The 23196-nt window shown below is 74.6% G+C and carries 26 protein-coding genes; 11 read left to right on the top strand and 15 right to left on the bottom strand.

What is annotated here, in order from left to right:
- Nucleotides 1-151: 151 nt before the first annotated feature.
- The 8 genes from AB0G11_RS39175 to AB0G11_RS39140 form a co-directional block, all read right to left on the bottom strand.
- Nucleotides 152-1666 (bottom strand): helix-turn-helix domain-containing protein, encoded by a 1515-nt coding sequence (locus AB0G11_RS39175; RefSeq protein WP_219510432.1) that lies wholly within the window; start codon nt 1664-1666, stop codon nt 152-154.
- Nucleotides 1667-1704: 38 nt separating this feature from the next.
- Nucleotides 1705-2769 carry a DUF917 domain-containing protein gene (locus AB0G11_RS39170; RefSeq protein WP_357591705.1) on the bottom strand — a complete coding sequence of 355 codons (1065 nt, stop codon included), beginning with the start codon at nt 2767-2769 and terminating at the stop codon, nt 1705-1707.
- On the bottom strand, nt 2766-3689 hold the full coding sequence (locus AB0G11_RS39165; RefSeq protein ID WP_357591703.1) for a hypothetical protein: 924 nt from the start codon (nt 3687-3689) through the stop codon (nt 2766-2768). The genes AB0G11_RS39170 and AB0G11_RS39165 overlap by 4 nt, the downstream gene beginning before the upstream one ends.
- Entirely contained in the window at nt 3686-4993 is a 1308-nt protein-coding gene (locus AB0G11_RS39160; protein ID WP_357591701.1) for an MFS transporter, read from the bottom strand. The genes AB0G11_RS39165 and AB0G11_RS39160 overlap by 4 nt, the downstream gene beginning before the upstream one ends.
- A gap of 134 nt (nt 4994-5127) precedes the next feature.
- Nucleotides 5128-5496, bottom strand: a complete 369-nt coding sequence (locus AB0G11_RS39155; RefSeq protein ID WP_357591699.1) for a nuclear transport factor 2 family protein — start codon at nt 5494-5496, stop codon at nt 5128-5130.
- An 83-nt stretch (nt 5497-5579) separates the two neighbouring features.
- Nucleotides 5580-6335 (bottom strand): ATP-binding cassette domain-containing protein, encoded by a 756-nt coding sequence (locus AB0G11_RS39150; protein WP_219510438.1) that lies wholly within the window; start codon nt 6333-6335, stop codon nt 5580-5582.
- On the bottom strand, nt 6332-7354 hold the full coding sequence (locus AB0G11_RS39145) for an ABC transporter permease (protein ID WP_357591697.1): 1023 nt from the start codon (nt 7352-7354) through the stop codon (nt 6332-6334). Before AB0G11_RS39145 ends, AB0G11_RS39150 begins: the two co-directional genes overlap by 4 nt.
- The gene (locus AB0G11_RS39140; RefSeq protein WP_357591695.1) at nt 7351-8328 is read right to left on the bottom strand and encodes a sugar ABC transporter substrate-binding protein; all 978 of its coding nucleotides are present in this window, start codon (nt 8326-8328) and stop codon (nt 7351-7353) included. The genes AB0G11_RS39145 and AB0G11_RS39140 overlap by 4 nt, the downstream gene beginning before the upstream one ends.
- 124 nt (nt 8329-8452) lie before the next feature.
- On the opposite strand from AB0G11_RS39140, the gene AB0G11_RS39135 reads away from it, so the two are divergent.
- A complete protein-coding gene (locus AB0G11_RS39135; RefSeq protein WP_246646160.1) occupies nt 8453-9085 on the top strand; it encodes a TetR/AcrR family transcriptional regulator in 633 nt (210 codons plus the stop codon).
- A gap of 13 nt (nt 9086-9098) precedes the next feature.
- Here AB0G11_RS39135 and AB0G11_RS39130 read toward each other — a convergent pair whose 3' ends face one another.
- Both AB0G11_RS39130 and AB0G11_RS39125 read right to left on the bottom strand, forming a co-directional pair.
- Nucleotides 9099-9953 (bottom strand): CoA ester lyase, encoded by an 855-nt coding sequence (locus AB0G11_RS39130; RefSeq protein ID WP_357591693.1) that lies wholly within the window; start codon nt 9951-9953, stop codon nt 9099-9101.
- The gene (locus AB0G11_RS39125) at nt 9950-11137 is read right to left on the bottom strand and encodes a CoA transferase (protein ID WP_219510444.1); all 1188 of its coding nucleotides are present in this window, start codon (nt 11135-11137) and stop codon (nt 9950-9952) included. Before AB0G11_RS39125 ends, AB0G11_RS39130 begins: the two co-directional genes overlap by 4 nt.
- 58 nt (nt 11138-11195) lie before the next feature.
- On the opposite strand from AB0G11_RS39125, the gene AB0G11_RS39120 reads away from it, so the two are divergent.
- From AB0G11_RS39120 to AB0G11_RS39105, 4 genes are all read left to right on the top strand, one after another.
- Nucleotides 11196-11861 carry a GntR family transcriptional regulator gene (locus AB0G11_RS39120; protein WP_246646161.1) on the top strand — a complete coding sequence of 222 codons (666 nt, stop codon included), beginning with the start codon at nt 11196-11198 and terminating at the stop codon, nt 11859-11861.
- Nucleotides 11862-11865: 4 nt separating this feature from the next.
- Nucleotides 11866-12594: an HAD family hydrolase gene (locus AB0G11_RS39115; RefSeq protein ID WP_357591691.1), complete on the top strand. Its 729-nt coding sequence runs from the start codon at nt 11866-11868 to the stop codon at nt 12592-12594.
- Between the two features lie 10 nt (nt 12595-12604).
- Nucleotides 12605-13345 carry a GntR family transcriptional regulator gene (locus tag AB0G11_RS39110; RefSeq protein WP_357591689.1) on the top strand — a complete coding sequence of 247 codons (741 nt, stop codon included), beginning with the start codon at nt 12605-12607 and terminating at the stop codon, nt 13343-13345.
- A 106-nt stretch (nt 13346-13451) separates the two neighbouring features.
- A complete protein-coding gene (locus AB0G11_RS39105; RefSeq protein ID WP_357591687.1) occupies nt 13452-13808 on the top strand; it encodes an STAS domain-containing protein in 357 nt (118 codons plus the stop codon).
- A gap of 50 nt (nt 13809-13858) precedes the next feature.
- Here the strand turns inward: AB0G11_RS39105 and menD are convergent, their stop codons facing one another.
- Both menD and AB0G11_RS39095 read right to left on the bottom strand, forming a co-directional pair.
- Nucleotides 13859-15523, bottom strand: a complete 1665-nt coding sequence (menD, locus tag AB0G11_RS39100; protein WP_219510449.1) for a 2-succinyl-5-enolpyruvyl-6-hydroxy-3-cyclohexene-1-carboxylic-acid synthase — start codon at nt 15521-15523, stop codon at nt 13859-13861.
- On the bottom strand, nt 15520-16446 hold the full coding sequence (locus AB0G11_RS39095; RefSeq protein ID WP_308126022.1) for an o-succinylbenzoate synthase: 927 nt from the start codon (nt 16444-16446) through the stop codon (nt 15520-15522). The genes menD and AB0G11_RS39095 overlap by 4 nt, the downstream gene beginning before the upstream one ends.
- A gap of 48 nt (nt 16447-16494) precedes the next feature.
- Between AB0G11_RS39095 and AB0G11_RS39090 the strand changes: the two genes are divergently transcribed.
- From AB0G11_RS39090 to AB0G11_RS39080, 3 genes are all read left to right on the top strand, one after another.
- The gene (locus tag AB0G11_RS39090) at nt 16495-17640 is read left to right on the top strand and encodes an AMP-binding protein (RefSeq protein ID WP_219510451.1); all 1146 of its coding nucleotides are present in this window, start codon (nt 16495-16497) and stop codon (nt 17638-17640) included.
- 46 nt (nt 17641-17686) lie between these two features.
- Entirely contained in the window at nt 17687-18031 is a 345-nt protein-coding gene (locus tag AB0G11_RS39085) for a hypothetical protein (protein ID WP_357591685.1), read from the top strand.
- Between the two features lie 152 nt (nt 18032-18183).
- Nucleotides 18184-19497: an RNA polymerase sigma factor gene (locus tag AB0G11_RS39080; protein WP_219510454.1), complete on the top strand. Its 1314-nt coding sequence runs from the start codon at nt 18184-18186 to the stop codon at nt 19495-19497.
- A 63-nt stretch (nt 19498-19560) separates the two neighbouring features.
- Here the strand turns inward: AB0G11_RS39080 and AB0G11_RS39075 are convergent, their stop codons facing one another.
- Nucleotides 19561-19959, bottom strand: coding sequence for a hypothetical protein (locus AB0G11_RS39075; RefSeq protein WP_219510455.1), 399 nt, complete (start codon nt 19957-19959; stop codon nt 19561-19563).
- A 130-nt stretch (nt 19960-20089) separates the two neighbouring features.
- Between AB0G11_RS39075 and AB0G11_RS39070 the strand changes: the two genes are divergently transcribed.
- Nucleotides 20090-20650, top strand: coding sequence for a TetR/AcrR family transcriptional regulator C-terminal domain-containing protein (locus AB0G11_RS39070; protein ID WP_219510456.1), 561 nt, complete (start codon nt 20090-20092; stop codon nt 20648-20650).
- A gap of 198 nt (nt 20651-20848) precedes the next feature.
- Nucleotides 20849-21046: a DUF5999 family protein gene (locus AB0G11_RS39065; protein ID WP_219510457.1), complete on the top strand. Its 198-nt coding sequence runs from the start codon at nt 20849-20851 to the stop codon at nt 21044-21046.
- A gap of 49 nt (nt 21047-21095) precedes the next feature.
- Here the strand turns inward: AB0G11_RS39065 and AB0G11_RS39060 are convergent, their stop codons facing one another.
- On the bottom strand, nt 21096-21689 hold the full coding sequence (locus tag AB0G11_RS39060; RefSeq protein WP_219510458.1) for an alpha/beta family hydrolase: 594 nt from the start codon (nt 21687-21689) through the stop codon (nt 21096-21098).
- A gap of 82 nt (nt 21690-21771) precedes the next feature.
- On the opposite strand from AB0G11_RS39060, the gene AB0G11_RS39055 reads away from it, so the two are divergent.
- Nucleotides 21772-22128 carry a hypothetical protein gene (locus tag AB0G11_RS39055; RefSeq protein ID WP_357591683.1) on the top strand — a complete coding sequence of 119 codons (357 nt, stop codon included), beginning with the start codon at nt 21772-21774 and terminating at the stop codon, nt 22126-22128.
- A gap of 211 nt (nt 22129-22339) precedes the next feature.
- Here AB0G11_RS39055 and AB0G11_RS39050 read toward each other — a convergent pair whose 3' ends face one another.
- The gene (locus tag AB0G11_RS39050) at nt 22340-23173 is read right to left on the bottom strand and encodes a tetratricopeptide repeat protein (protein WP_219510461.1); all 834 of its coding nucleotides are present in this window, start codon (nt 23171-23173) and stop codon (nt 22340-22342) included.
- Nucleotides 23174-23196: the final 23 nt, after the last annotated feature.

The following is a 23196-nucleotide window of genomic DNA, read 5'->3' as shown; positions in this document are numbered from 1 at the left end:
CGCCCCGCTGCCCCCGGCCGAGCGCGCCGACGTCGACCGCGTCACGCGGGCCGTCAGGGCGGCACTCACCCCCGAGGCGTACGAGCGCGCCTTCCACGCGGGGCTTCCCGGCGACCTCGGCCCGCCCTGACCCAGGCCGGCGGGGGGCCGGTCAGCGCAGCACGACGTGGCAGGCGAGTTGGAGGGCCAGCCGTGACGCCGGGTCCTCCAGGTCGAAGCCCGCCGCCCGGACCCGTTCCAGCCGGGCGGTGACGGTGTTGCGGTGCACGCCCAGCCGGTCCGCCGCCCGCAGCGCGCCGCCCTCGTCGAGGACGGCGGCCAGCGTCTCCAGCAGGCTGCCGTCCTTGTCCACGGCGAGCAGCGGGCGCAGGACCACCGTGGCGGGCGCCTTCAGCACCCCGGCGGGGAGCGCGCCGAGCAGTTCGGCGGGCCCCATCCGGTCCGCCCGCGCCACCCGGCCCGGCCCGGCCACGAACGCCGCGGCCTCCGCGCCCAGCAGCGACTCCCCCACCCCGTCCAGCCCCACGGCGGCGGCCCCGGCCCCGGCGGCGCACGGCCACGGCATCGCCGCCACGCACCGCGCCAGCCGCCCGGCCAGCTCGTCCGGCGCCGCCGCCGACCATCCGGCCCAGCCGCCGCCCCGCCGCAGCACCGGCGCCTCCCCGACGGTGGCGGCGATGACCGCCTGCGCCCGCCCCGCCGCCTCGGCCCCCGTCACCCCGTCGGCGGGCAGCACCAGGAACCCGGTCACGGGCCCCCGCACCGCCCACCCCAGCGCCGCCGCCCGCCCCCGCACCTCGTCCGGCTCCTCGCCGTCCGCCGTCCGCGGGCTCTCCGGTGCATGGCCGTGTCCCTCCTCCAGGGGGCGGGCGTGCCGGGCCAGGAGGCGTTCGGCCAGGGACTCCTGGTGGACGAAGTCACGGGAGGCCGACAGGCGCTCGGCGGCGGCCCAGGCCACCAGCGGCGCCACCGCCAGCCCCAGCACCGCGCGCACCACGGACGGCCAGCCGGGGGAACGCGCCGCGCCGCCCGCGACCAGCGTCCCCAGCGCGTCCCCGTCGCGGTCCGGCACCGCCACCTCCGCCAGCACCCCGCCACCGGCCCGCCCCTCGGGCGCCGGGCCGCCGTCGCGCGGGCGGTGTCCCGCCGCCCCGGCGGCGCGTCCCGCCAGGAGCTGGCCGTACGGGTCCACGAAGGCGACCGAGGTGCCCGGCAGCTCGGCGTTGAGCACGCCCAGCACCCGCCGGGCCGACGTGCCCGCCTCCGCCAGCCGGGTGGCGCACCTGGCCACGAGCTGCGTGCGCGCCGCCTCGGGACGCGACGCCGCCGACGCGACCCGTACGGCGGTCACGAGCGGGTCCTCGTCCACGAAAATCAACGTCACGCCGAGCCGTTCCGCCAGCACGGCCCCGGAGCCGGCGCTCAGCCCGCCCGAGGGCGCGATCACGCACGCCGCCGCCTGTTCCCAGGCCCGGCGCATGGCCATCTCCACGGCCCACCCGCCGCCGGCCGCCGCGCCGATCAGCACCACCGCCGTGTGGGGCGTCACCGTCGACAGCACCGACAGCTCGTCCACGATGCGCACCCGGTGCACGGGGTTCTCGCCGGTCCCGTACATGCGCGCCCCCGCGAGCGGCCCGGCGTCCACCAGCTCGGCCACCGTCACCGGGGCCTCCCACCCGGACCCCACCCGGCCTGCCGCGCTCACAGCGGCAGCCCGAACGCGCGCGGCCCGCCGAGGGCCAGGCCGGGGCCGGTGTGCCAGACCGGGGCCGCCCGCACCACCATGATCTCCACCTCCATGCCGGGAGCCGCCTTGTCCACGTCCACCACCGTCCCGCCGTCCGCGGCGATCATGCAGATCTGGTCCGGCGCCATCGCCACGGCCGCGCCGTCGGCCAGCGCCAGGACGATCTCGTTGTGCGCCTCCAGCCGGACGAGCCGCCCGAGGCCGCCGGACTCCCGGACGACGATGCTCGACGGCAGCGACGGCAGCGCCAGCTCGGCCCCGTGCCCGGTGCTGCCCTCGACCGCCAGGATGCGGCCCCGGCACAGCGTCCGCACCCCGTACGGCGCCGCCACCGCGCGGGCGGTCCCGGGCGCGCCGGCGCGCAGCAGCCGGCTCACGGTGCCGGGCACCAGCACGCGGGCCAGCACGCCGGCGCACATCGGGTAGCAGGCCGTCACCGCCCAGCCGCCCACGGACAGCACCACCGGCCGCAGCAGCTCCTCCACCCGGTCGGCGGCGGTGTCGATCACCACGACCTCGCCGGAGGCCCCGGCGAGCGCCAGCGGCGTCGCCGGGACCCCGCCCAGCGCGAACGTCGTCTGCTCCACCAGCGGGAACACCCGCCCGGTCCCGTCGCCGTCGACCAGCGGCACCCCGAGCGCCGCCGCGGCCACGAGCGGGATGAGCGCGTTCTCGGCGGCCAGGTTCAGCGCCACGACGGCCCCGGCCCGCCCGCCCAGCCGGCCTTCCAGCGCCCGTACGGCCCGCGCCGGCTCGTCGCCCGACGGCAGCAGCTCGCCCAGCGCGGTCGTCGAGCCGACCAGGCTCACGGCCACGCAGCGCACGTCCTGCGGCAGGTCGCCCGCGGCCACCACCTCGACGCCGTCGCCGATCACCGATCCCGCCCAGTCGGCCGCCAGGCTGAACGCCGACTCGGCGGCCCCGGTGGCGAACAGCCGCGACCCCGCCACGTACGCGGCCAGCTCCGCCGCGCCGATCCGCCCGGCGGCGCCGGAACCCGTCGTGCTGGGTGATGTCACGGCGTCGCCCCCTCGGCGGTCACGCGGACCCGGTAGAGCCCGTCGGGCAGATACGACAGCGGGTTGACCGTCGTCTCCACCACCCGCGCCGACCCCGGCGCGGCGCCCGCGCTGACGACCCGGGTCAGCACCTCGTCCTCGGCGTCGCGCAGCGCCCGGTCGAGCTCGGCCCGCCCCAGCGCCCGCACGATCCGCTCGACCTGCGCCTCCGGCCCGCCGGCCGTCGCCCCGAAGGCGGCCGCCGCGTCGCCCGCCAGCCCCGCCGCCGTCCCCCGGCCGCGCGCCGCCGTCGCCCCGGCCCGGCACGCCAGCGGGTAGCGGCGGAAGTAGTGCGCCGACACCAGGCCGCTGCCCGAACGCGCGAAGTACGCCGGCACGCCCGGCCACCGGCCCGCCACCTCGTCGGCCACCCGCCCGGCGTGCGGGCCCAGCGCGGCGCTGAGGATCGCGTCGTGCTCCCGCTCGCGCAGCCCACGGCCACCGAACTCATACGAGAGCGTGATCCGCGCCCCCGGCACCGCCTCGGCGACGATCGAGGCGACGGCCAGCTCGTGATCGGCCAGCACCGGCGAGCCCGTCGCCGTGACCGCGAAGTCGCTCAGCCCGCACCCTTCGGCGAAGCGCCGGACCGCCTCGGTGTCGAGCGGGGCCAGCGGCCGCCCGGTCAGGCTGTGCCCGCCCCGCACGATCGCCGCCACGCCGGACCCCTCGGGCCATCCCACCAGCGGCTTCAGCACCTCCGGGCACGGGCCGCCCACCCGGATCGCCGCCACCGGGGCCAGTGGCGCCCCGTCCAGGTCGACGGCCACGCACACGGCCCGGGCCCCCCGGGCGGCCCGGGGGGCGGGAACGGGCACGCCGTCCCGTACGGCCACCGTCACCGGCGACGGCGGCCGTCCGAGACAGACGCCCAGGATCACTCCAGCTCGCGCCCTTCCGTCTCCGGCAGCGGCACCGCCAGCAGCGCCGTCACCACCATGAACGCGTTGATGATGAGGATGGTCGCGGTGAACCCGGTCGCCCCGGCCAGCATCGCGCCCACGGCCGACGGGGCCGCCGCCGTGGCGACGAGCTGGGCGGCCGTCGCCCACGAGTAGCCGGTGCCGCGCAGCGCCGTCGGGTAGAACTCGCCGTTCCAGGTGTTCCAGACGCCCCAGGCGCCCATGCTGAAGAACGCCAGCACGAAGTTGCCCAGGTAGAGCTCCACGGTCGACCCGGCGGTGGCGAACCAGAGCCCGCCCAGCACGGCGGCGACCACGTACACGAGGAAGACCTTCTTGCGCCCGAACTGCCCGGTCAGCAGCGACGCGCTCACGTACCCGGGGATCATCATCACGGCGCTGAGGGCCGCGAACCCGAGCGAGGCCGACAGGCTGAGCCCCTTCTCCTGCAGCAGCGTCGGCAGCCACGTCTGCAGCCCCCAGTAGCCCCAGTTGAACGCGAAGTTCAGCACCAGCATCAGCACGGTGATGCGGGCCAGCCGCCCGCGGAACAGGTCGAGCGGGTTGCCCACCCGGGTGGCCGAGACGGTGAAGGTCGCGTCGGCGTCGGCGCTGCCGAGCGAGCGCAGCACCGCCCGCGCCTCCTCCTGGCGTCCGCGCGCCGCCAGCCAGTACGGCGACTCGGGCACCCAGGCCCGGATCGCGAACGCCCACAGCCCGGCCGCCGCGCTGGCGATCACCACGACGTGCCAGCCGAGCGAGCCCAGCGCGACCGACGCGCCGATCGCCGCGAGCATGCCGATCGGCCAGCCGATCGACAGGTAGACCGCCGCCCGCCCGCGGTGCCGGGTCGGCAGCAGTTCCAGGAAGTACGGGAACGTGATCGTGTAGACGCCGGCCAGCGCCAGCCCGGAGGCGACGCGCAGGGTGACCAGCGTCTCCAGGTTCGGCGAGAACGCCGAGGCGAACGCGACCACCCCGTAGGCCAGCAGCGACCAGAACGCGGCCGGCTTGCGCCCGATCCGGTCGGCCACCGGCCCCCAGATCAGCACGCCGGGGATCATGCCGAAGGCCACGGCCGACAGCACGAGGCCGATGCCCGCCTCGTCGACGCCGAACTGGGCGCCCAGGTCGCCGGCGACGTAGATGAGCGCGAGCTGTTCCCACGACTCGATCACGAAGGCGATGAACAGGGCCAGCGCGATCAGCACGTGCCTGCGGGTGAACGGCATCCGGTCGAACGCCGCGCCGATGGGCAGCGTCCGTTGCTCGACGGCGGTCATGGGGGCTCCTCGGAGGGGGGCGTGAAGTCTTGCCGCACGATAGGGCCGCCCCCTCACCGCTCTCCTGTGCGCGCCGCCCGGGCCGTGCCGCCCGGCCTGTGCGCCCCGCCTTGCCGTATCAGGATACGCGCAGGTCAGATGGTGTTCTCGTGGACGTGCACGATGAGCCAGGAGCCCTCCACGAGGCGCAGCACGCTGGTCGTCCTGACGATCTCGTGCTCGCCGGAGGCGTAGTCCACGCGCAGCAGGTAGCGGGCCAGCGCGGTGTCGCCCCACACGTCCACGACCTCGTCGTAGGCGTGCAGGCCGGTCTCGCCGGGGCCGTCGGCGGGCCGGGCGTCGCGTACCTTGTCGAGCTGCTGCCTGCTGGTGATCAGGTCGGGCGCGGCCGAGTCGAAGATCGTGGCTTCCGGATGCAGCAGGCGGTCGATCCCCGCGCGGTCCCCCCGGGTATAGGCCGCGTACATCGCGGAGATGACGGCCCACACGGCTTCACGAGACACGAAACAGCTCCCTAATCGGTGATATTTGGTGTTTTGTCACCGTAAGGGTATTCGTCCGGCCGGGCGCCTTTACAACGTAGATCTCACTCCCGTTCCAGCTCGTGGGCCAGCGCCCGCAGCTCCGCCTCACCGGCCATCAGCGCGGTCAGCCGTTCCCTGCTGATGTCGGCCTTGGCGTACTCCCCCAGGCTCGTCCCCCGCTTGAGCAGCAGGAACCGGTCGCCGACCGGGTAGGCGTGATGCGGGTTGTGCGTGATGAACACCACGCCGAGCCCCCGGTCCCTGGCCCGCGCGATGTAGCGCAGCACCACCCCGGCCTGCTTGACGCCGAGCGCCGAGGTGGGCTCGTCGAGGATGAGCACCCGCGCGCCGAAGTGGACCGCCCGGGCGATCGCCACCGACTGCCGTTCGCCGCCGGACAGCGTGCCGACCGGCTGGTCCACGTCGCGGATGTCGATGCCCATCGCGCGCAGCTCCTCCCTGGCAACCCGCCGCGCCGTGCGCACGTCGAAGGCCAGGCCCCGGCGCGGCTCGGCGCCGAGGAAGAAGTTGCGCCACACCGACATCAGCGGGATCATCGCCAGGTCCTGGTGGACGGTGGCGATGCCGCGCTCCAGCGCGTCGCGCGGCCCGGACAGGCGCACCTCGGCCCCGTCGACGAGCAGCGCGCCCGAGTCGTGCCGGTGCACCCCGGCCAGGATCTTGATGAGCGTCGACTTGCCGGCGCCGTTGTCGCCGAGCACGCAGGTGACCTGCCCGGCCTCGACGCCCATCGACACCTCGCGCAGCGCCAGCACCGAGCCGAACGACTTGCCGATGCCGCGGGTCTCCAGGATCAATGCCGCACCTCCTCGGCGTAGCGCCGGACCAGGCGGTTGGCCAGCGTGGCCAGCAGCAGCATGGCCCCCAGGAAGAACTTGAACCAGTCGGCGTCCCAGCCGAGGAACACGATGCCCTTGTCGGCCATGCCGAAGATCACCGCCCCGATCGCCGCGCCGACGGCCGAGCCGTACCCGCCGGTGAGCAGGCAGCCGCCGATCACGGCGGCGATGATGTAGATGAACTCCTGCCCGATGCCGATGTTGGCCTGCACGGACGTGTAGCGCAGCGCCAGCATGGAGCCGACCAGCCAGGCCGCGAACGCCGTCGTCATGAACAGCGCGATCTTCGTGCGGGCGGCCGGCACCCCGGCGGCGCGGGCGGCCCGCTCGTCGCCGCCCACCGCGAAGATCCAGTTGCCGGGCCGTGACCGCATGAGCACCCAGGTGGCGGCGGCGGTGACGAGCAGCCACCACAGGACCGCCACCCGGAACGGGGTGCCGGCGACCTCGACCGTGCCGCCGAGCACGGCCTGGGCCGAGGCGTAGCCGCCGGCCTGGCGCAGCCCGCCGACCTGGACGGTGCCGGTGAGCGCCTTGGTGACGCCCAGGTTGACGCCCTGGAGCATGAGGAACGTGCCGAGCGTCACGATGAAGCTGGGCAGCCGGGTGCGGGTGACGATGAGCCCGTTGAGCAGCCCGACGGCCAGCGCGACCACGAGGCTGACCAGCATGGCCGGCCACACGTGGAAGCCGTACTCGGTGGCGAGCGTGACCAGGATCAGCCCGGTCGTGCCGGTGAGCACGCCCGCCGACAGGTCGAACTCGCCGCCGATCATGAGCAGCGCGATCGCCACCGCCATGATGCCGAGCGTCGAGGCGGGGTCGAGCCAGTTGGCGACGCCGTCGAGCGAGCGGAAGACGGGCGACTGCGCGGCGAAGAACGCGAACACCACGATCGCCCCGACGACCGCGCCCAGCTCGGGCCGGATCAGCAGGCGGCGCAGCACGCCGGCGCGGGCCAGCCGCTCGTCCGTCACCTGGTGCCCGCCCCGGCCAGCTCGGCCACCTGCTGGGCGTTGTCCTTGGTGACGAAGCCGGGGCCGGTGTTGACGGGCAGGCCGCCGCCGACGGTGTTGAGGTTGTTCTTGTACAGGTGCAGGAAGACGATCGGCAGGTAGCCCTGCAGGTACTGCTGCTGGTCCACGGCGAAGAGGATCTCGCCGTCGCCGATGGCGGTCACCACGTCCGCCGACAGGTCGAAGGTGGCCAGCTTGGCCTGCGACCCGGCGTCCCTGATGGCGTCGCGGGCGGCGACGGCGACGGCCGGGTTGAGCGCGAGCACGCCGTTGACCTGCTGGTCGGACTGGAGCTTGGCGGCGACCTTGGAGGTCACGTCCGGCAGGTTGTTCATGTCGACCTGCAGCCGCTCGACGGCGCCGCCGAGCGTCTCCTCGGCGCCCTTGCAGCGCTGGTCGAGCCCGACGTTGCCGGCCTCGTGGATGACGCACAGGAGCTTGGTCACGCCGGCGGCCTTGAGCTGCTCGCCCGCGCCGCGCCCGGCCACGTCCTCCGACTGGCCGACGTGCGTGAGCGCGCCGAGCGCCTTGGACTCGCCGGCGCCCGAGTTGACGGTGACGACCGGGATGCCGGCCGCGACGGCCCTGCCGATGGACTCGCGCAGCGCGTCGGGGTTGGCCATGGAGACCACGACGCCGTCGGCCTTGGCCGACACCGCCTGGTCGATGAGCTGGGACTGCTTGGCGGGGTCGCCGTCGCCCTGGTACGTGACCCGCGCGCCGTACTGCTTGCCGGCGGCCTCGGCGCCGTTCTTGACCACGTCCCAGAAGGAGTCGCCGGGGGCGCCGTGGGTGATGACGGCGTAGCTGCCGCCGCCGGACGCGGGGGGCGCCGTCGCGGCCGCCGTTTCCTGCGTCCGCTGTCCGGCCGGCGCCGAGCAGCCGCTCAGCGCCAGCGCGCTCGCCAGGGCCAGCACGATCGGGGTTCGTCTCATCGGACACCTCCATGAGCAACGGCCTCGCCCCGGTTGTACCTCAATATCAACTCTATGTATAGACATGCGGACCAAGCGGCCATGCGAGTCAGAACGGAATTGTACGTTCCCGTATGATGGGGTCATGACCACCGCACCCATGAGCGGCCGCAAGGCGCAGGCCGCACGGAACGACGAGCTGATCCTCCAAGCGGCCAGGGCGGTCTTCACCGCCGACCCGGGCGCCCCCATCGCGGCCGTGGCGGAGAGGGCGGGCGTCGGCATCAGCGCCCTCTACCGGCGCTACCCCAGCAAGGAGGCGCTGCTGCAGAAGCTCTGCGGCGACGGGCTCAAGCTCTACATCGCCGTGACCGAGCGGGCGCTCGCCGACGACGGCGACCCGTGGGAGGCGTTCGCCGGCTACATGCGCGGCATCGTGGACGCCGACACCAACTCGCTGACGATCAAGCTGGCGGGCACCTTCCACCCCACGGAGGAGCTCTACCACGACGCGGTGCGCTCGGCCGAGGTGGCCGAGGAGGTGCACCGCCGGGCGGTCGAGGCGGGCGTGCTGCGGCCCGACGTGACGGTGGCCGACCTCGCGCTGCTGTTCGAGCAGATCGCCTCGATCAAGCTGGGCGACGAGGAGCGCACCTCCCAGCTCCGCCACCGCTACCTGGCCCTGATGATGGACTCGCTGCGCATCCCGCCGGCCCACCGCGAGCTGCCCGGCCCGCCCGCCGCCGACGAGGAGCTCTCCGCGCGCTGGACGCCCTGACCCCGGCCCGCCGTCAGGGCAGGTCGTCGCGGAGCCGGGCGGCCAGTTCCAGGGTGCGGCGGGCGCGGGCGACGATCGGCGCGTCGACGAACCGGCCGTCGGGCAGCGCCACCGCGCCCGCCCCGGCGGCCTCGGCCTCCTCGGCGGCCCGGACGATCTCGGCGGCCCTGGCGGTCTCCTCCTCGCCCGGCCGGAAGGCCCGCCGGATCACCGGGATCTGCCGGGGGTGGATCGCGGTCCTGCCGAACAGGCCCATCCCCCGCCCGGCCGCGCACGAGGCCAGCAGCCCGGCCTCGTCGCGCACGTCCGGGTAGACCGACATCGGCACCGGCGGCAGCCCGGCCGCGGCCGCGGCCAGCACCACCCGCATCCGCAGGTGGTTCATCGCGCCCTCGTCGGTGATCGACAGCTCGGCCGCGAGATCCTGCTCGCCGAGCGCGACCCCCGCCACGCTCGGATGAGCCGCGATCTCGCGCGCCCCCGCGATCCCCGCCGCCGACTCCAGCAGCGCGTACGCCCGCGCCCCCAGCCGCTCCACCAGCTCCAGCGGGGTCCCGGGCTCCACCTTGGGCAGCCGCACCGCGCCCGCCAGGCCGCCGACCGCCTCCAGGTCGTCGCGCCCGCGCGGGGTGGCCAGGTCGTTGATCCGTACGTGGACCGCGCCGTCGCCGGGACGCCCGCGCAGGTAGGCGACGGCGTGGGCGCGGGCCTCGTCCTTGCGGGCGGGCGTGACGGCGTCCTCCAGGTCGATGATCACCACGTCGGCACCGGACGCGGCGGCCTTGGCGAACCGGTCCGGCCGGTCGCCCGGCACGTACAGCCAGGTCACGGGCGGCGTCACGGGCGGCGGCACGGGCGGGGCCGTCACGCGATCACCCCGCTCTCGCGCAGCCGGGCCAGGTCGGCGGCGGCGTAGCCGAGCTCGCCGAGCACCTCGTCGGTGTCGCGGCCCAGGCGGCGGCCCGGCCAGCGCACCTCGCCCGGCGTGTCCGACAGCCGGAACAGCACGTTCTGCATGACGACCGAGCCGAGCTCCTCGTCGGGCACCTCGACGAACGTGCCGAGCGCCGCGTACTGCGGGTCCTCGGCGATGTCGGTGACGTCGTAGATGGGGGCGACGGCCGCCTGCGCCTCCTCGAAGCGGGCGATGACCTCGGCGGCGTCGCGCTCGCCGATCCAGGCGGCGACGGCCTCGTCGAGCTCGTCGACGTGCTGGACCCGGCCCGCGCCGGTGGCGAACCACGGCTGCTCGACCAGGTCGGGCCGGCCCACGAGGGTGACGACGCGCTCGGCGATGGGCTGCGCGCTGGTGGAGACGGCCAGCCAGCGGCCGTCGCGGGTGCGGTAGGTGTTGCGCGGGGCGTTGCTGCTGGACCGGTTGCCGGTGCGCGGCGGCACCACGCCGAGCGCCTTGTAGGCGGTCATCTGCGGGCCGAGCAGGCCGAGGATGGGCTCGATGATGGCCATGTCGATCACCTGGCCGCGCCCGGTGCGCTCGCGGGCGTGCAGCGCGACCATGATCGCGTAGCTCATGGCCAGGCCGGCGATGCCGTCGGCGAGCGCGAGCGGCGGCAGCGTGGGCGGCCCGTCCGGCTCGCCGGTCATCGCGGCGAAGCCGCTCATGGCCTCGGCCAGCGTGCCGAACCCGGGCCGCCCGGCCATCGGCCCGCTCTGCCCGAAGCCGGTCATCCTGGCCACGATCAGCCTCGGGTTGGCCGCGATCAGATCCTCGGGCGACAGGTTCCAGCGCTCCAGCGTGCCGGGGCGGAAGTTCTCCACCAGCACGTCGGAGCGGGCGGTCAGGCGGCGCAGGATCTCCTGCCCCTCGGCCCGCGACAGGTCGACGGCGGCGGCCCGCTTGTTGCGTGACAGCGACTTCCACCACAGCCCGACCCCGCCGGCCGACGCCCCGTGCCCCCGTGACGGGTCGCCGCGGCGCGGGTGCTCGATCTTGACGACGTCGGCGCCGAAGTCGCCGAGCATCATGGCGGCGGAGGGCCCGGCGAACAGCGTCGCGGCGTCGATGACCCGAAGGTCTGCGAGGCTTGTCATAGTTCTGTAAGTTATAAGAAATATGTCATAGGTCAATTCCGCCGGCCCTGAGGAACACATGACCACCGAGCCCCGGCCGCCCATGAGCAAGGCCGACTACGTCTACAGCGTCCTGCTGGAGGAGATCCGCACGGCCCGGATCCCCGGCGGCACCGCGTTGCGCGCCGGGGCGCTCGCCAAGCGGCTCGGCGTCTCCGTGACGCCGGTGCGCGAGGCGCTGCGCCGCCTGGAGAAGGACCGGCTGATCAGCTACGAGGCGCACCACGGCGCCACCGTCGTCGACCTGGGCGACGACGCGCTGGAGGAGTTCTACGGCCTGCGCGCGGTCGTCGAGGGCCTGGGCGCCCGGCTGGCCGCCGCCCGCGTCACCGCCGAGGACCTGGCCTGGCTGCGCGAGCTGCACGCCGCGATGGCCCGCGACGCCGCCGAGGGCAGGCTCGACCGCCTGGCCGAGCAGAGCAGGCACTTCCACCTGCGGATCGCCGACATCGGCGGCCCCGCCTTCCTCGGCCAGCACGCCAGGGCCGTGCGCAACAGCTTCCCGGTGCCGCCCGGCGTCTCGCTGTGGCTGGACGCCGGCCAGGCGGCCCGCCAGCTCGACGCGCACGAGCGCATCCTGGCCGCCCTGGAGGCCGGCGACGGCCCGGCCGCCGAACGCCTCATGATCGACCACGTCCGGCAGGCGGGCGAGCATCGCCGAGGGAGCGGCCCGGTGGCAGGATGACGGTGTGATCACCAGCGCGGTCCGGGGCGTCCTGTTCGATCTCGACGGCACGCTGCTCGACCACCGTGCGGCCGCCGACGCCGGCATCACCGCCTGGGTGGCCGAGCGCGCGCCCGGCCACCCGCGCCTGGCCGAGGCCGCCCGGCTGTGGGAGGCGCTGGAGGAGCCGCACCTGGCGGCCTGGCACGCGGGCGAGTGCTCCTGGCAGGAGCAGCGCCGCCGCCGCGTGCGGGCGCTCTGCGCGGAGCTGGGCCTGGACCTGCCGGACGACCCCGACACGGCCTTCGCCTCGTACGCGCGCCGCTACCGCGAGGCGTGGCGCGCCTACCCCGACGCGGCGGCGGCCGTGGCCGCGCTGCGCGGGTTCCGCCTGGGCGTGCTGACCAACGGCGCGCAGGAGATGCAGGAGGCCAAGGTCCGCGCGATCGGCCTGGCCGGGCAGGTCGGCCCGGTGCTGACCGGCGAGGTGCTGGACGGCTGCTACAAGCCCGCCCCCGCCTGCTACACCGGGGCCGCCGCCGCGCTCGGCCTGCCGCCCGAGCAGGTGCTGCTCGTCGGCGACGACGTGGCCAAGGACGTCACCGGCCCCGCCGCGGCCGGCATGCGCTCGGTCTGGCTGGACCGCCTCGGCGTCGCCCCGCCGCCCGCGGGATTCCCGCGCATCACCACGCTCGCCGAGCTGCCCGCACTCCTGTCCGGCGAGCATTTGTCTGGACATTCTGACCTCGGTTAAGCTGATCAGCATGACCGCGAAACTGGCGATCGACCTGGATCGATCCAGCCCCGTGCCGCTCTACTTCCAGGTGGCCGAGCAGATCGCCGAAGCGATCCGGCGGGGCGACCTGGCGCCCGGATCCCGGCTGGACAACGAGATCCTGCTGGCCGACAAGCTCGGGCTGTCGCGGCCGACGATCCGCCAGGCGATCCAGTATCTCGTCGACAAGGGCCTGCTCGTGCGCAAGCGCGGCGTCGGCACCCAGGTCGTGCACGGCCAGGTCAAGCGCTCGGTCGAGCTGACGAGCCTCTACGACGACCTGCGCCGCTCCGGCCAGGAGCCCGCCACCCAGGTGCTCACCCTGGAGCCCCGCCCGGTCGAGGAGCAGATCGCGGCCATCCTCGGCGTCGAGCCCGGCAGCCAGGTGCTCTACGTGGAGCGGCTCCGCTTCGCCGCGGGCGAGCCGCTGGCGCTCATGCACAACTGGCTGCCCATCGGCCTGGCCCAGATCACCGCCGCCGACCTGGAGGTGCGCGGCCTGTACGAGCTGCTGCGCGGCGCCGGGGTGCGGATGCGGGTGGCCAACCAGCGCATCGGCGCCCGCGCCGCCAACCAGGCCGACGCCAGACTGCTGGACGAACGGCGCGGCGCCCCGCTGCTGACCATGATCCGCACCACCTACGACGACCAGGGCCGGGCGGTCGAGCACGGCTCGCACGTCTACCGGGCCTCGCACTACTCGCTGGAGGTCACGCTCATCGAACGGTGACCGCGGATGGCTACGGATAGGTCTCATTCTGTCACCACGGCGCGACGTGGAGTATTCTTCGCCTGGCCGCCCTTTCTCCACCCCGGCACGAGAACGGCGAACGCCCATGGACTTCCACCTGACGACCACCCTCCGTGACGGCCGCGTGACCGTCGTGGTCTCGGGCGAGCTCGACATCGCCACCACTCCCCTGCTGCGCGCCCGCCTGCGCGAGGCCGCCGCGCGCGGGCCCGGCGAGGTGGTGCTCGACCTGAGCGGGCTGACGTTCGCCGACGCGGCCGGGCTGGGCGCGCTGGTGGCCGCCCGGCTGCACGCCGAGTCGGCCGGGACCGCGCTGGTCCTGGCCGAGGTCCCGGCGTCGCTGGCCCGCCTGCTGCGCATCACCGGCCTCGACGCCCAGCTCCTGCCTCCGGCCTGGGCCGGCGCCCCGCCGGGCCCCTACGACGGCCTCACCGCCCCCTGACCCCACGGAGGCCGGAGGCGGTCACAGCCCCCGACCCTCCGGAAGCGGGCTCACAGCTCCTTGAGGTAGGTCGCGATCGACTCCTGGGCGGCCTCGCGCAGGTGGCCGTGCACGATCGCGTTGGCCTCGCGGTCGGTGCGCACCTCCACCACCCTCGGCCCCTGCCCGCGCAGCGCCTTCGGCAGCTCCGAGATGTCCTGCACCAGCGTGTACGGCGTCCCGGTCGCGGCCGTCACGTAGCCGAGGTCCACCCCGTGCGGCGTGCCGAACACCCGCTCGAACGGGTCGCGCACCGCCGCCTGCGGCAGCAGCGAGAAGATGCCGCCCCCGTCGTTGTTGACCACCACCAGGCACAGGTCAGGCCGGGGCTCGCGCGGCCCGAGGATCAGCCCGTTCTGGTCGTGCAGGAACGACAGGTCGCCGAGCAGCGCGTAGGAGGGCCCGTTGTGGGCCAGCGCCGCGCCCATCGCCGACGAGACCAGCCCGTCGATGCCGGAGGCGCCCCGGTTGGCCAGCACCCTGATGCCGCGCCTGGGCCGCATCGCCTGGTCCAGGTCGCGGATCGGCATGGAGGACCCGCAGAACAGCAGCGACCCGTTGGGCAGCCCGTCCGCCAGGTCGCGGGCCAGCCGGGGCTCGCTCAGCCCGGAGCCGTCGAGCACGTCGTCGAGCGCCGTGCGCGCCGCCTGGTCGGCCTGCCGCCAGGCGTGCAGCCAGCTGTCGTCGCCGGCCGCGACCGGGATCTCCACCGCCTGCGCCACCTGCGTGGCCGAGCGGGTGGGGTCGGGCCAGCGGTCGAGGCCGGGCGAGACCACGATGTGCTCCTCGGCCCGCTTCAGCCACGACAGCAGCGGCCGGGACAGGCCGGGCCGGCCGAGCGTGACGACCACGTCGGGCCGATGGGAGTCGGCGAACTCGGGCATGCCGAGCAGGTAGTGGTAGGTGGAGATGGCGTGGTCGCCATAGCGTCCGCCGCCGTTGGGCTCCGACAGCACCGGCCAGCCGGCCATCCCGGCCGCCGCCACGTAGCGGCGCACGTTGGCCGCGCCGTCGCCGACCACGAGCACGCCGCGCCGGGTGGGCGCGATGTGCAGGGCGACGGGCGGCGGCGCCACGCGGGCGCGCACCCACGGCCCGGCCGCGCCGCCGTCGAGCGGCTCGCACCAGGAGTCGTCGCCGTCGGGGATCAGCGGCTCGCGGAACGGCAGGTTCAGGTGGACCGGCCCGGGGTCGGCCGGGCCCGCCGCCCGCTGGTAGGCGCGGCAGGCCAGCGACCGCCAGTAGGCCACCTGGCCGGGCCGCTCCTCCGGCACGCCGACCTCGGCGAACCACCGGGTCGCGGTGCCGTACATCTTGAGCTGGTCGATGGTCTGGTTGGCGCCGGTGCCGCGCAGCTCCGGCGGGCGGTCGGCGGTGAGCACGAGCAGCGGCACGTTCGACTCGCTCGCCTCGATGACGGCGGGGTGGAAGTTGGCCGTGGCGGTGCCGGACGAGCACAGCAGCGCGACGGGCCGCTCGGAGCGCCTGGCCAGGCCCAGCGCCAGGAACGAGGCCGAGCGCTCGTCGATGCGCACGTGCAGGCGCACGCGCGACTCGGCGTGCAGCGCGAGGGCGAGCGGGGCGGAGCGGGAGCCGGGCGCGATCACCACGTCGGTCAGGCCGCAGCGCACCAGCTCGTCGACCAGGACCGTGGCCAGCGCGGTAGCGGGGTTCACAGTGACGCCTCCTGCATCCGGCGTAGCCACGACGGACAATCAATCTCAAAATCCGACAAATGCTCAAAACTTACATCCGGGCGGCGTACGGGCAGCATCCCGCCCTCGGGGACGAGCGAATCGGCCACCACGTCGCCCGACAGCAGCGACATCGTGCCGAGCCCGCACGCGTACGGCAGCTCCGGCAGCGCCGCCGCCAGCGCCACGCCCGCGGCCAGCCCCACGGAGGTCTCCACGGCGCTCGACACCACCGCCGGCAGCCCGCACGCCTCCACTACCCTCAGCGCCGCGCGCACGCCTCCCAGGGGCTGCACCTTGACGACCGCGATGTCGGCGGCCTCCGCCGCCCTGACCCGCAGCGGGTCCTCGGCGCGGCGGATCGACTCGTCGGCCGCGATCGGCACGTCGCAGGCCCGCCGCACGGCCGCCAGCTCCTCCAGCGTGGCGCACGGCTGCTCGGCGTACTCCAGCCCGAAGCGGTCGAGCTCCTTGAGCCGCCGCACGGCCTCGCCGACGTCCCAGGCGCCGTTGGCGTCGATCCGGACCCGCCCCGAGGGGCCGAGCGCGTCACGCACGGCCTCCACCCGCGCCACGTCCGCCGAGAACGGCTGCCCCGGCTCGGCCACCTTGACCTTCGCGGTGCCGCAGCCGGAACGCCGGACGAGGTCGTGGGCCTGCTCCGGCCCGACCGCCGGCACGGTGGCGTTGACCGGGACCGCGTCGCGTACCGGCGCGGGCCAGCCGTCGAAGGCGGCCTCCCGCGCGCACGCGAGCCACCGGGCGCACTCGCGCGGCCCGTACTCGGGGAACGGCGAGAACTCGCCCCACCCCGCCGGTCCGTGCAGCAGCACCCCTTCCCTGACGGTCTGTCCCCGGAACCTGGTGCGCATCGGAATCCGGAAGACCACGGGAGAACGCGTCACGACCCTCCCTGCGCCGCTGCCCGATCTGACGCCATTAACCTTACGAGCATGTGGAGGAACCCGTCGCATCCGGACCGCCCGCTGCACGCGGTCGCGCTGCCCGCCGGGCCGCGGCTGTTCGCGGCGGTCCGCGACGCGCTGTCCGGCGACGGCCCCGCGGTGCTGCCCCTGATCCCCGGCCAGGAGGCCGCCGCGGTCGAGGCGCTGCGCCCCACCCACGCGGGCGGCGCGCGGCTCGCCGGCGGCGCCGGGGTGCCTGCCGGCGTGGCCGTGGTCATCGCCACCAGCGGCAGCACGGGGACCCCCAAGGGCGTGATGCTCTCCGCCGCCGCGCTGCGCGCCTCGGCGGCGGCCTCGCTGCGCCGCCTGGGCGCGTCCAGGGGCGAGCGGTGGCTGTGCTGCCTGCCCGTCTCCCACGTCTCCGGCCTCCAGGTGCTCGTCCGGTCGCTGCTGTGCGAGAGCGAGCCGATCCTGCACGAGCGCTTCGACCCGGTGGCGGTGCTGGAGTCGGGCGCCGACCACGTGTCGCTGGTGCCCACCCAGCTCCACCGGCTGGTCGAGATGCGGGCCGACCTGTCGGGGTTCCGCACCGTCCTGCTCGGCGGGGCCGCGCCCCGGCCGGGGCTGCTCGCCGAGGCGGCCGCGCTCGGCGCGCGGGTGGTGACGACGTACGGCATGAGCGAGACGAGCGGCGGGTGCGTGTACGACGGCGCGCCCCTCGACGGCGTGGACGTGCGGGTCGGCGAGGACGGGCGGATCGAGGTGTCCGGGCCGGTGCTGTTCTCCGGCTACCGGGGCCGTGCCGGGAGCCCGCTCGACGGGGGCTGGTTCGTCACCTCCGACCTGGGCGAGCTGGCGGACGGGCGGCTGCGCGTGCTGGGCCGGGCCGACGACGTCATCAACTCCGGCGGCGAGAAGGTGCCGGCCGCGTCCGTGGCCGCCGTCATCGGCGCCCATCCCGGAGTGGCCGACGTGGCCGTGGTGGGCCGCCCCGACCCCGAGTGGGGCGAGCTCGTGGTGGCCGCCGTCGTGCCCGCCGACCCCGCCGCGCCGCCGACGCTGGCCCAGTTGCGGGCCTACTGCGCCGACCGGCTGCCGCCGTACGCCGTGCCGCGTGACCTGCGGCTCCTGCCGAGCATGCCCCTGCTGGCGAACGGGAAGACCGACCTGATCCGCCTCAAGTCCGGAACCTGATGACTTGTGCGTGCGTCATAGTGGGGAAGAGACGGAGGGAGTGTTCATGGACCAGACCCGCAAGATGTGGGCATCCGCGGTGGCCGTCGGCGTGATCATCGCCGGTGGCGTCTCCGTCGCGGCGGCCGCCTCGGCGGGCAGGCTCGACCAGGCCAGGCAGACCCGGGCCGTGATCGAGAAGTCGGTGGTGCAGCCCGCGCAGCCCACCCCGTCCACATCTCCGACCGGGCTTCCCTCGGCGCGGCCCTCGGACGACGGTCTCGTGGTGACCAGCGAGGTCAACCCCGATCCCGACGAGGTCATCCGCTACTGGACGGACGATCGCCTGGAGGAGGCCAACCCGATGCCCATGCCGGAGGTCAGGCAGGGAGAGTTCGAGCTGGCCGAATAGCGCCACCGGTCACCCTTTTGGGCGTTTTTCACCCCTCGGGAACAAATAGCGCGGATCGGCGTTATTGATACTGGTGAGTCGTGCGGCCGGAGCCGGGCCGCCCCACCCAAAACGCCCAGAATCGCTTCCACTCCGTTGGAGGAGGTGTCCTCATGCCCCGAACCGCCGTGGCGACCCCACCCGCAACCCTCGAGCAGCTGATTGACCGAGGGCGAGCCCAGGGTCACCTCTCTCTCGCGGACCTGCGTGACGCATTCGCCCACGCGGGCATCAGCCCCGCCGAGGGCAGGTCGATCCTGCGCGAGCTGACCGACGCCGGGGTGAGCCTGGCCGCCGGTGACGAGCCGCCCGCCAAGGCGCCCGCCCAGGCCCGGAAGACCGCCAGGAAGCCCGCCGCCAAGCGCTCCACCAGGAAGAAGGCTTCGAGTCCCGAGACTACCGACTCCGGGGCCGCCAACGCAAAAACCGGCGACGAGGATGTGCCCGACGAGCTGGTCCTGCAGGCCGAGGAGGCCGAGCTGGAGAGCGAGCCCCTCGACCTGGACGACAACCAGTCGGTCATGGGCGACTCGGTGCACACCTACCTCAAGTCGATCGGCCGCCGCACGCTGCTCACCGCCGCGCAGGAGGTCGACCTGGCCCGCCGCATCGAGGCCGGGCTGTACGCCGAGTACAAGCTGGAGATCGGCGAGGACCTGTCCCCCGCCGCCCGCGACGACCTGCTCATGGTGGTCGAGGACGGCAAGGCCGCCAAGGACCACATGCTGGAGGCCAACCTCCGGCTGGTCGTGTCCGTGGCCAAGAAGTACACCGACCGCGGCATGTCCCTGCTGGACGTCGTCCAGGAGGGCAACCTGGGCCTCATCAGGGCCGTGGAGAAGTTCGACTACACCAAGGGCTTCAAGTTCTCCACCTACGCCATGTGGTGGATCCGGCAGGCCATCCAGCGCGGCTTCGCCGACTCCGCCCGCACCATCCGGCTGCCCGTGCACGTGCTGGAGATGCTCTCCAAGCTGTCGCGCATCGAGCGTGACATGCACCAGCGGCTGGGCCGCGAGCCCACGCCGGAGGAGCTGGCCGTCGAGCTGGACAAGACGCCCGACCAGATCGAGGAACTGCTGCGCACCAGCCGCCAGCCGATCTCGCTGAACGCGACCATCGGCGAGGACGGCGAGACCACGATCGGCGACCTCATCGAGGACGTCGACTCGCCGGAGGCGTCGGAGATCGTCGACCGCCAGCTCCTGGGCGACCAGCTCCGGGGCGTGCTGCAGAACCTGTCGCCGCGCGAGGCCAAGATCATGGCGCTGCGGTTCGGCCTGGTGGACGGCAAGCCGCACACGCTCGACGAGATCGGCAAGCACATGGGCCTGACCCGGGAGCGCATCAGGCAGCTGGAGAAGGAGTCGCTGTCGAAGCTGCGCCACCCCAGCAACACGCGCCCGCTGCTCGACTGGGCCAGCTGACCCGCCACCCACCAGGAAAAGCCCCGGCCACCCGGCCGGGGCTTTCTCATGTCTGCGGAAGCGTCAGCGGACGGCCGGGACCGGGCGGGGGACGCGCGGGATGCCCCACATGCGGTTGTTCTCGCGCAGCGTGCGCAGCCGCTCCACCTCTGCGGTCCACATGGCCCCGGCCGGCGTCGCCTTGGCCTTGCGGCGGGCGATCCGGTCGTCGTAGGCCTTGACGCCGAACGTCGCCCGCTGGCCCGCCTCGGCCGCGCGCAGCGCCTCGGTCAGCGCCTGGTCGAACGCGATCCCGGCGGCCATCAGCTCGACGTCGTCGGCGTCGGCGGCCCGCAGGTCGCGCAGCGTGCTCTCGGCCTCACGGGCCTTGTCGAGCAGCGCGGGGTAGCTCTTGGAGATCTCCACATCCGCGTGGAAGCGGACCTCGGCCTCGCGGCTGACCCGCGGACGGAAAAACGCCATCGAACTCTGCCCTTCACCACTGTCGTCAGCACTGTCGGCTCTTACCAGCGACAAGCGTACGCCGTCCGGCGCCACGCCCGGCAACCGGACGTCCCCCGGCCGGCGCCCTTTACATAGTAAGATGATCTCCATGCCCGCCAAGCGACCACCCGTCCCCCTCTCGCGCGAGCGGATCATCGAGGCCGCGCTGCACATCGCCGACACCCAGGGCCTGCGCAGGCTCACCATGCGCCGCCTGGGCGACGCCCTGGAGGTCGAGGCGATGGCCATCTACCACCACCTGCCCCGCGGCAAGGAGGCGCTGATGGACGCGCTGGCCGAGCATGTCACCGCCGTCCAGGTGGAGCCCGCCGGCACCTGGCAGGAGACCGCCAGGGCGTGGTGCCGAGCCAGCCGGGAGGTCCTGCGCGACCACCCGGGCGTGCTGGCCCTGGCGCTCACCAAGCCGCCCAAGGGCGGCACCGCCGTGGCGATCGGCGAGCAGATCTCCCAGCTCGCCGACGCGGGCCTGCCCGACGCGGCCGACGCCGTACGGTCGCTGCGGGCGTTCGTGTTCGGCAGCGTGGCGGTCGAGGTGCAGCAGTCGGGCTGGGCCGACCCCGAGGCGGACGAGTGGATCCGGCGCGACGAACGGGCCGACGCCGACTTCGAACGCGGTCTCGACGCATTGCTCCGAGGCTTGGAAACGTAGTGTGCGTGTCTCGCTTGGACCGTTATCCTGCATAAGGCACGCTGTGTCGAAGGTCACACGCCAAAGTGCATCCTCCTCCAACCGTCCTAACGGACTATGTCGGAACATGTGACATACGTCGCACACTTGCTGGAAACGAATACCCGAGCCGCTCCCGCCCCCACCGGGAGCCACCCACGAGATATCGGAGGCACGCCGATGTGCCCGCACGACCCGGCCTGTCCGTCTGCCGAGGCGCCCGACCGCGAGGCCGCACGCACCCTGGCCTGGCACCCCGAGCAGGGGTGGAGCCTCCTCTGCAATGGCGTCGTCCTGTTCGAGGACACCGGGGAGCTCCTTCCTGGCGGCACCGCCATCGCCCCGCACCGGCCCGAACCCATGGTCGGCGCGGCCTGACCGCACGCTCCTCATGCGGCCACCGGCCCCTCACGGGCCGGGGCCCCAGCTACCTCCAGTAGAGCTTCACCCAGTCGGCCACCACCTCACCCACCCGGGCGGGGTCCTTCTTCAGGTCGTGCCCCTCCCCGGGCAGCACCACCAGCCGCGCCGCGTCCGCCGCCTCCGGCACCCCGAACGGATCCCGGTCCCCGTTCACCACCAGCACGTCGACCCCGGCGCCCCGCAGCTCCTCCGCCCTGGAACGCTCCGGCCTGCCCGGCGGGTGCAACGGGAACGCCAGCGCCACCACCGCCGCCGCCCCCGCCGCCTTCGCGGTCCGGCACGCCACCCGCGCGCCGTTGCTCCGCCCGCCCTGCACCAGCGGCAGCTCCGGCCAGCGCGCCCGCAGCTCCCCCAGCACGGTCAGCCACGCCTCGTCCTGCCGCTCCGCCGACCCCGGCGCCCGCGCCCCCGCCACCCGGAACGCCTGCGTCACCCGGGCCACGTGCGCCCGCGCCCCCAGCGCCGCGTCCCGCACCGCCAGCAGGTCGGGCGCGTCGACTCCCCCGGCCGACCCGTGCGTCAGCACCAGCAGCACCCGGGCGCGCTCCGCCTCGTCGATCTCGACGCGCGCCGGGCCCCGCGCCGTCATGATCTCCATGGCAGCACCGTACCTGGGGATGAGGCGAAGATGGCTCTCAGGTCTGATGACGGCGCGCCGCCCGGAGTGCAGGATGGCCAGCATGCGAGAGACGAGTCCCATGCGCGAAGATCTTCAGGCGACGCTCGACGCCCGCCGCGACCTCGGGCCCGAATACGAAGCCGCGCTGGTCGACTCGCTGGTCGAGCGCATCGACGCGACGATCGCCGCCCGCGTCGCCGCCGAGCTGCAGTATCAGGGCGTCGCCCCCCGCAAGCCGCCCAAGCAGAAGCCCAGCGGCACCGGCATCATCCCCGTCGCGCTGGGCTCGATGGGCATCGGCATCCCCCTGACGGCGATCGCGGCCGGCAGCGCGGGCATCGCGGGCCTGCTGATCACCTGGATCGCCATCGTCGTCATCAACGTCGCCGCCGCGGCGGCCATCATCCGCCGCCCCTGACCCCGTCCCCCGTGGCCCTGCCACACGGGACCGCCCCAGCCACCCGCCGCTGCGGGACGTAGCCACCCCCAGGAGCCCGGCCGCCGCCCTGCGGGGCCGCCTGCCGCAGGAGGCGCTGCCGCTCCCTCGTGGCCGCCGGATGCCGGGGCCGCCCGTGGCCGTCCGCCGGCCGCTGCCGTGCGTCGCCGCTGCCGGTCGCTGTGGGTGCGGGTCAGCGGTCGTAGCGGAGGCGGACCTCGGAGGCGAGCGTCTCGTCCTCGTGGTCCAGGCCGTACGCCCACACGTGGTCGGCGTCGTCGGCCCGGCCGCGCAGCGGCAGCGTGCGGGCCAGCAGCTCGATCGCCAGCGCGCTCGTCTGGGCCTCGCCGCCGTCCTCGACCGCGCCCGCGAACTCGGCGCACGCGAGCTCCAGATGGGCGATGCCGAGCTGGACGCGCAGCCGGGCGGCGTCGTCACCGGAGGCGTCGCGGAGGGCGTCGAGCAGCAGGTCGGCGGCCTCCCCCGGGTCGCCGCGCTCGATGAGCAGGTCGGCGAGCTGCTGGACGGCGTGCATCCGCACGTCGGTCGCACCCTCAGGGGCGTCCCCGGCGCGCGGCTCACCGTCGGCGGGCCCCGCCGTGTCGAGGGCGGCGCGCAGGGCGGACTCGGCCTCGTCGGGGTCGTCGGCGTCGAGGGCGAGCCGGGCGAGCGCCAGGTGGGCCAGCGGCACGTACGCGGGCGTCCCGACGCCGAGGACGGCCTGCCAGGCGCCCCGGGCCTGGCCGAGGCGGCCCTCGCGTTCGAAGCCCTGAGCCAGGTGGCAGGCCGCCTGGGCGGCGAACTCGGGATGGCCGGTGGCGAGCGCGGCGCGGGCGGCGGCGCGGGCGCCCTCGACGTCGCCCGCCTCGTCGAGGACGACGGCGAGCCCCACGGCGGCCTGCGCGGCGTCGGGCCCGTCGGCGGCGGCGAGGTCGGCGAGAATGGCCGCCGCGCCGTCGAGGTCACCGTGCTCGGCCAGCCGGCGAGCGGTGTCGAGGGGCGGGGTCTGCAGCTCTGAGGACGTCAAGAGAGCTCCTTCGCGCGGCGATC

This window comes from Nonomuraea sp. NPDC023979 (assembly GCF_040639085.1).
GTDB classification, from domain to species: Bacteria; Actinomycetota; Actinomycetes; order Streptosporangiales; family Streptosporangiaceae; genus Nonomuraea; species Nonomuraea ceibae.
This window is presented reverse-complemented; position numbering and strand designations above follow the sequence as displayed.

What these genes read in the sequence shown, in the direction of transcription:
- AB0G11_RS39120 (WP_246646161.1), top strand. Translation starts at nt 11,196, where the DNA reads ATGACCACCGAGCCCCGGCCGCCCATGAGCAAGGCCGACTACGTCTAC.
- AB0G11_RS39080 (WP_219510454.1), top strand. Translation starts at nt 18,184, where the DNA reads ATGCCCCGAACCGCCGTGGCGACCCCACCCGCAACCCTCGAGCAGCTG.
- AB0G11_RS39160 (WP_357591701.1), bottom strand. Translation starts at nt 4,993, where the DNA reads ATGACCGCCGTCGAGCAACGGACGCTGCCCATCGGCGCGGCGTTCGAC.
- AB0G11_RS39090 (WP_219510451.1), top strand. Translation starts at nt 16,495, where the DNA reads ATGTGGAGGAACCCGTCGCATCCGGACCGCCCGCTGCACGCGGTCGCG.
- AB0G11_RS39105 (WP_357591687.1), top strand. Translation starts at nt 13,452, where the DNA reads ATGGACTTCCACCTGACGACCACCCTCCGTGACGGCCGCGTGACCGTC.
- AB0G11_RS39075 (WP_219510455.1), bottom strand. Translation starts at nt 19,959, where the DNA reads ATGGCGTTTTTCCGTCCGCGGGTCAGCCGCGAGGCCGAGGTCCGCTTC.
- AB0G11_RS39065 (WP_219510457.1), top strand. Translation starts at nt 20,849, where the DNA reads ATGTGCCCGCACGACCCGGCCTGTCCGTCTGCCGAGGCGCCCGACCGC.
- AB0G11_RS39135 (WP_246646160.1), top strand. Translation starts at nt 8,453, where the DNA reads ATGACCACCGCACCCATGAGCGGCCGCAAGGCGCAGGCCGCACGGAAC.
- AB0G11_RS39055 (WP_357591683.1), top strand. Translation starts at nt 21,772, where the DNA reads ATGCGAGAGACGAGTCCCATGCGCGAAGATCTTCAGGCGACGCTCGAC.
- AB0G11_RS39060 (WP_219510458.1), bottom strand. Translation starts at nt 21,689, where the DNA reads ATGGAGATCATGACGGCGCGGGGCCCGGCGCGCGTCGAGATCGACGAG.
- AB0G11_RS39125 (WP_219510444.1), bottom strand. Translation starts at nt 11,137, where the DNA reads ATGACAAGCCTCGCAGACCTTCGGGTCATCGACGCCGCGACGCTGTTC.
- AB0G11_RS39140 (WP_357591695.1), bottom strand. Translation starts at nt 8,328, where the DNA reads ATGAGACGAACCCCGATCGTGCTGGCCCTGGCGAGCGCGCTGGCGCTG.
- AB0G11_RS39110 (WP_357591689.1), top strand. Translation starts at nt 12,605, where the DNA reads ATGACCGCGAAACTGGCGATCGACCTGGATCGATCCAGCCCCGTGCCG.
- AB0G11_RS39070 (WP_219510456.1), top strand. Translation starts at nt 20,090, where the DNA reads ATGCCCGCCAAGCGACCACCCGTCCCCCTCTCGCGCGAGCGGATCATC.
- AB0G11_RS39085 (WP_357591685.1), top strand. Translation starts at nt 17,687, where the DNA reads ATGGACCAGACCCGCAAGATGTGGGCATCCGCGGTGGCCGTCGGCGTG.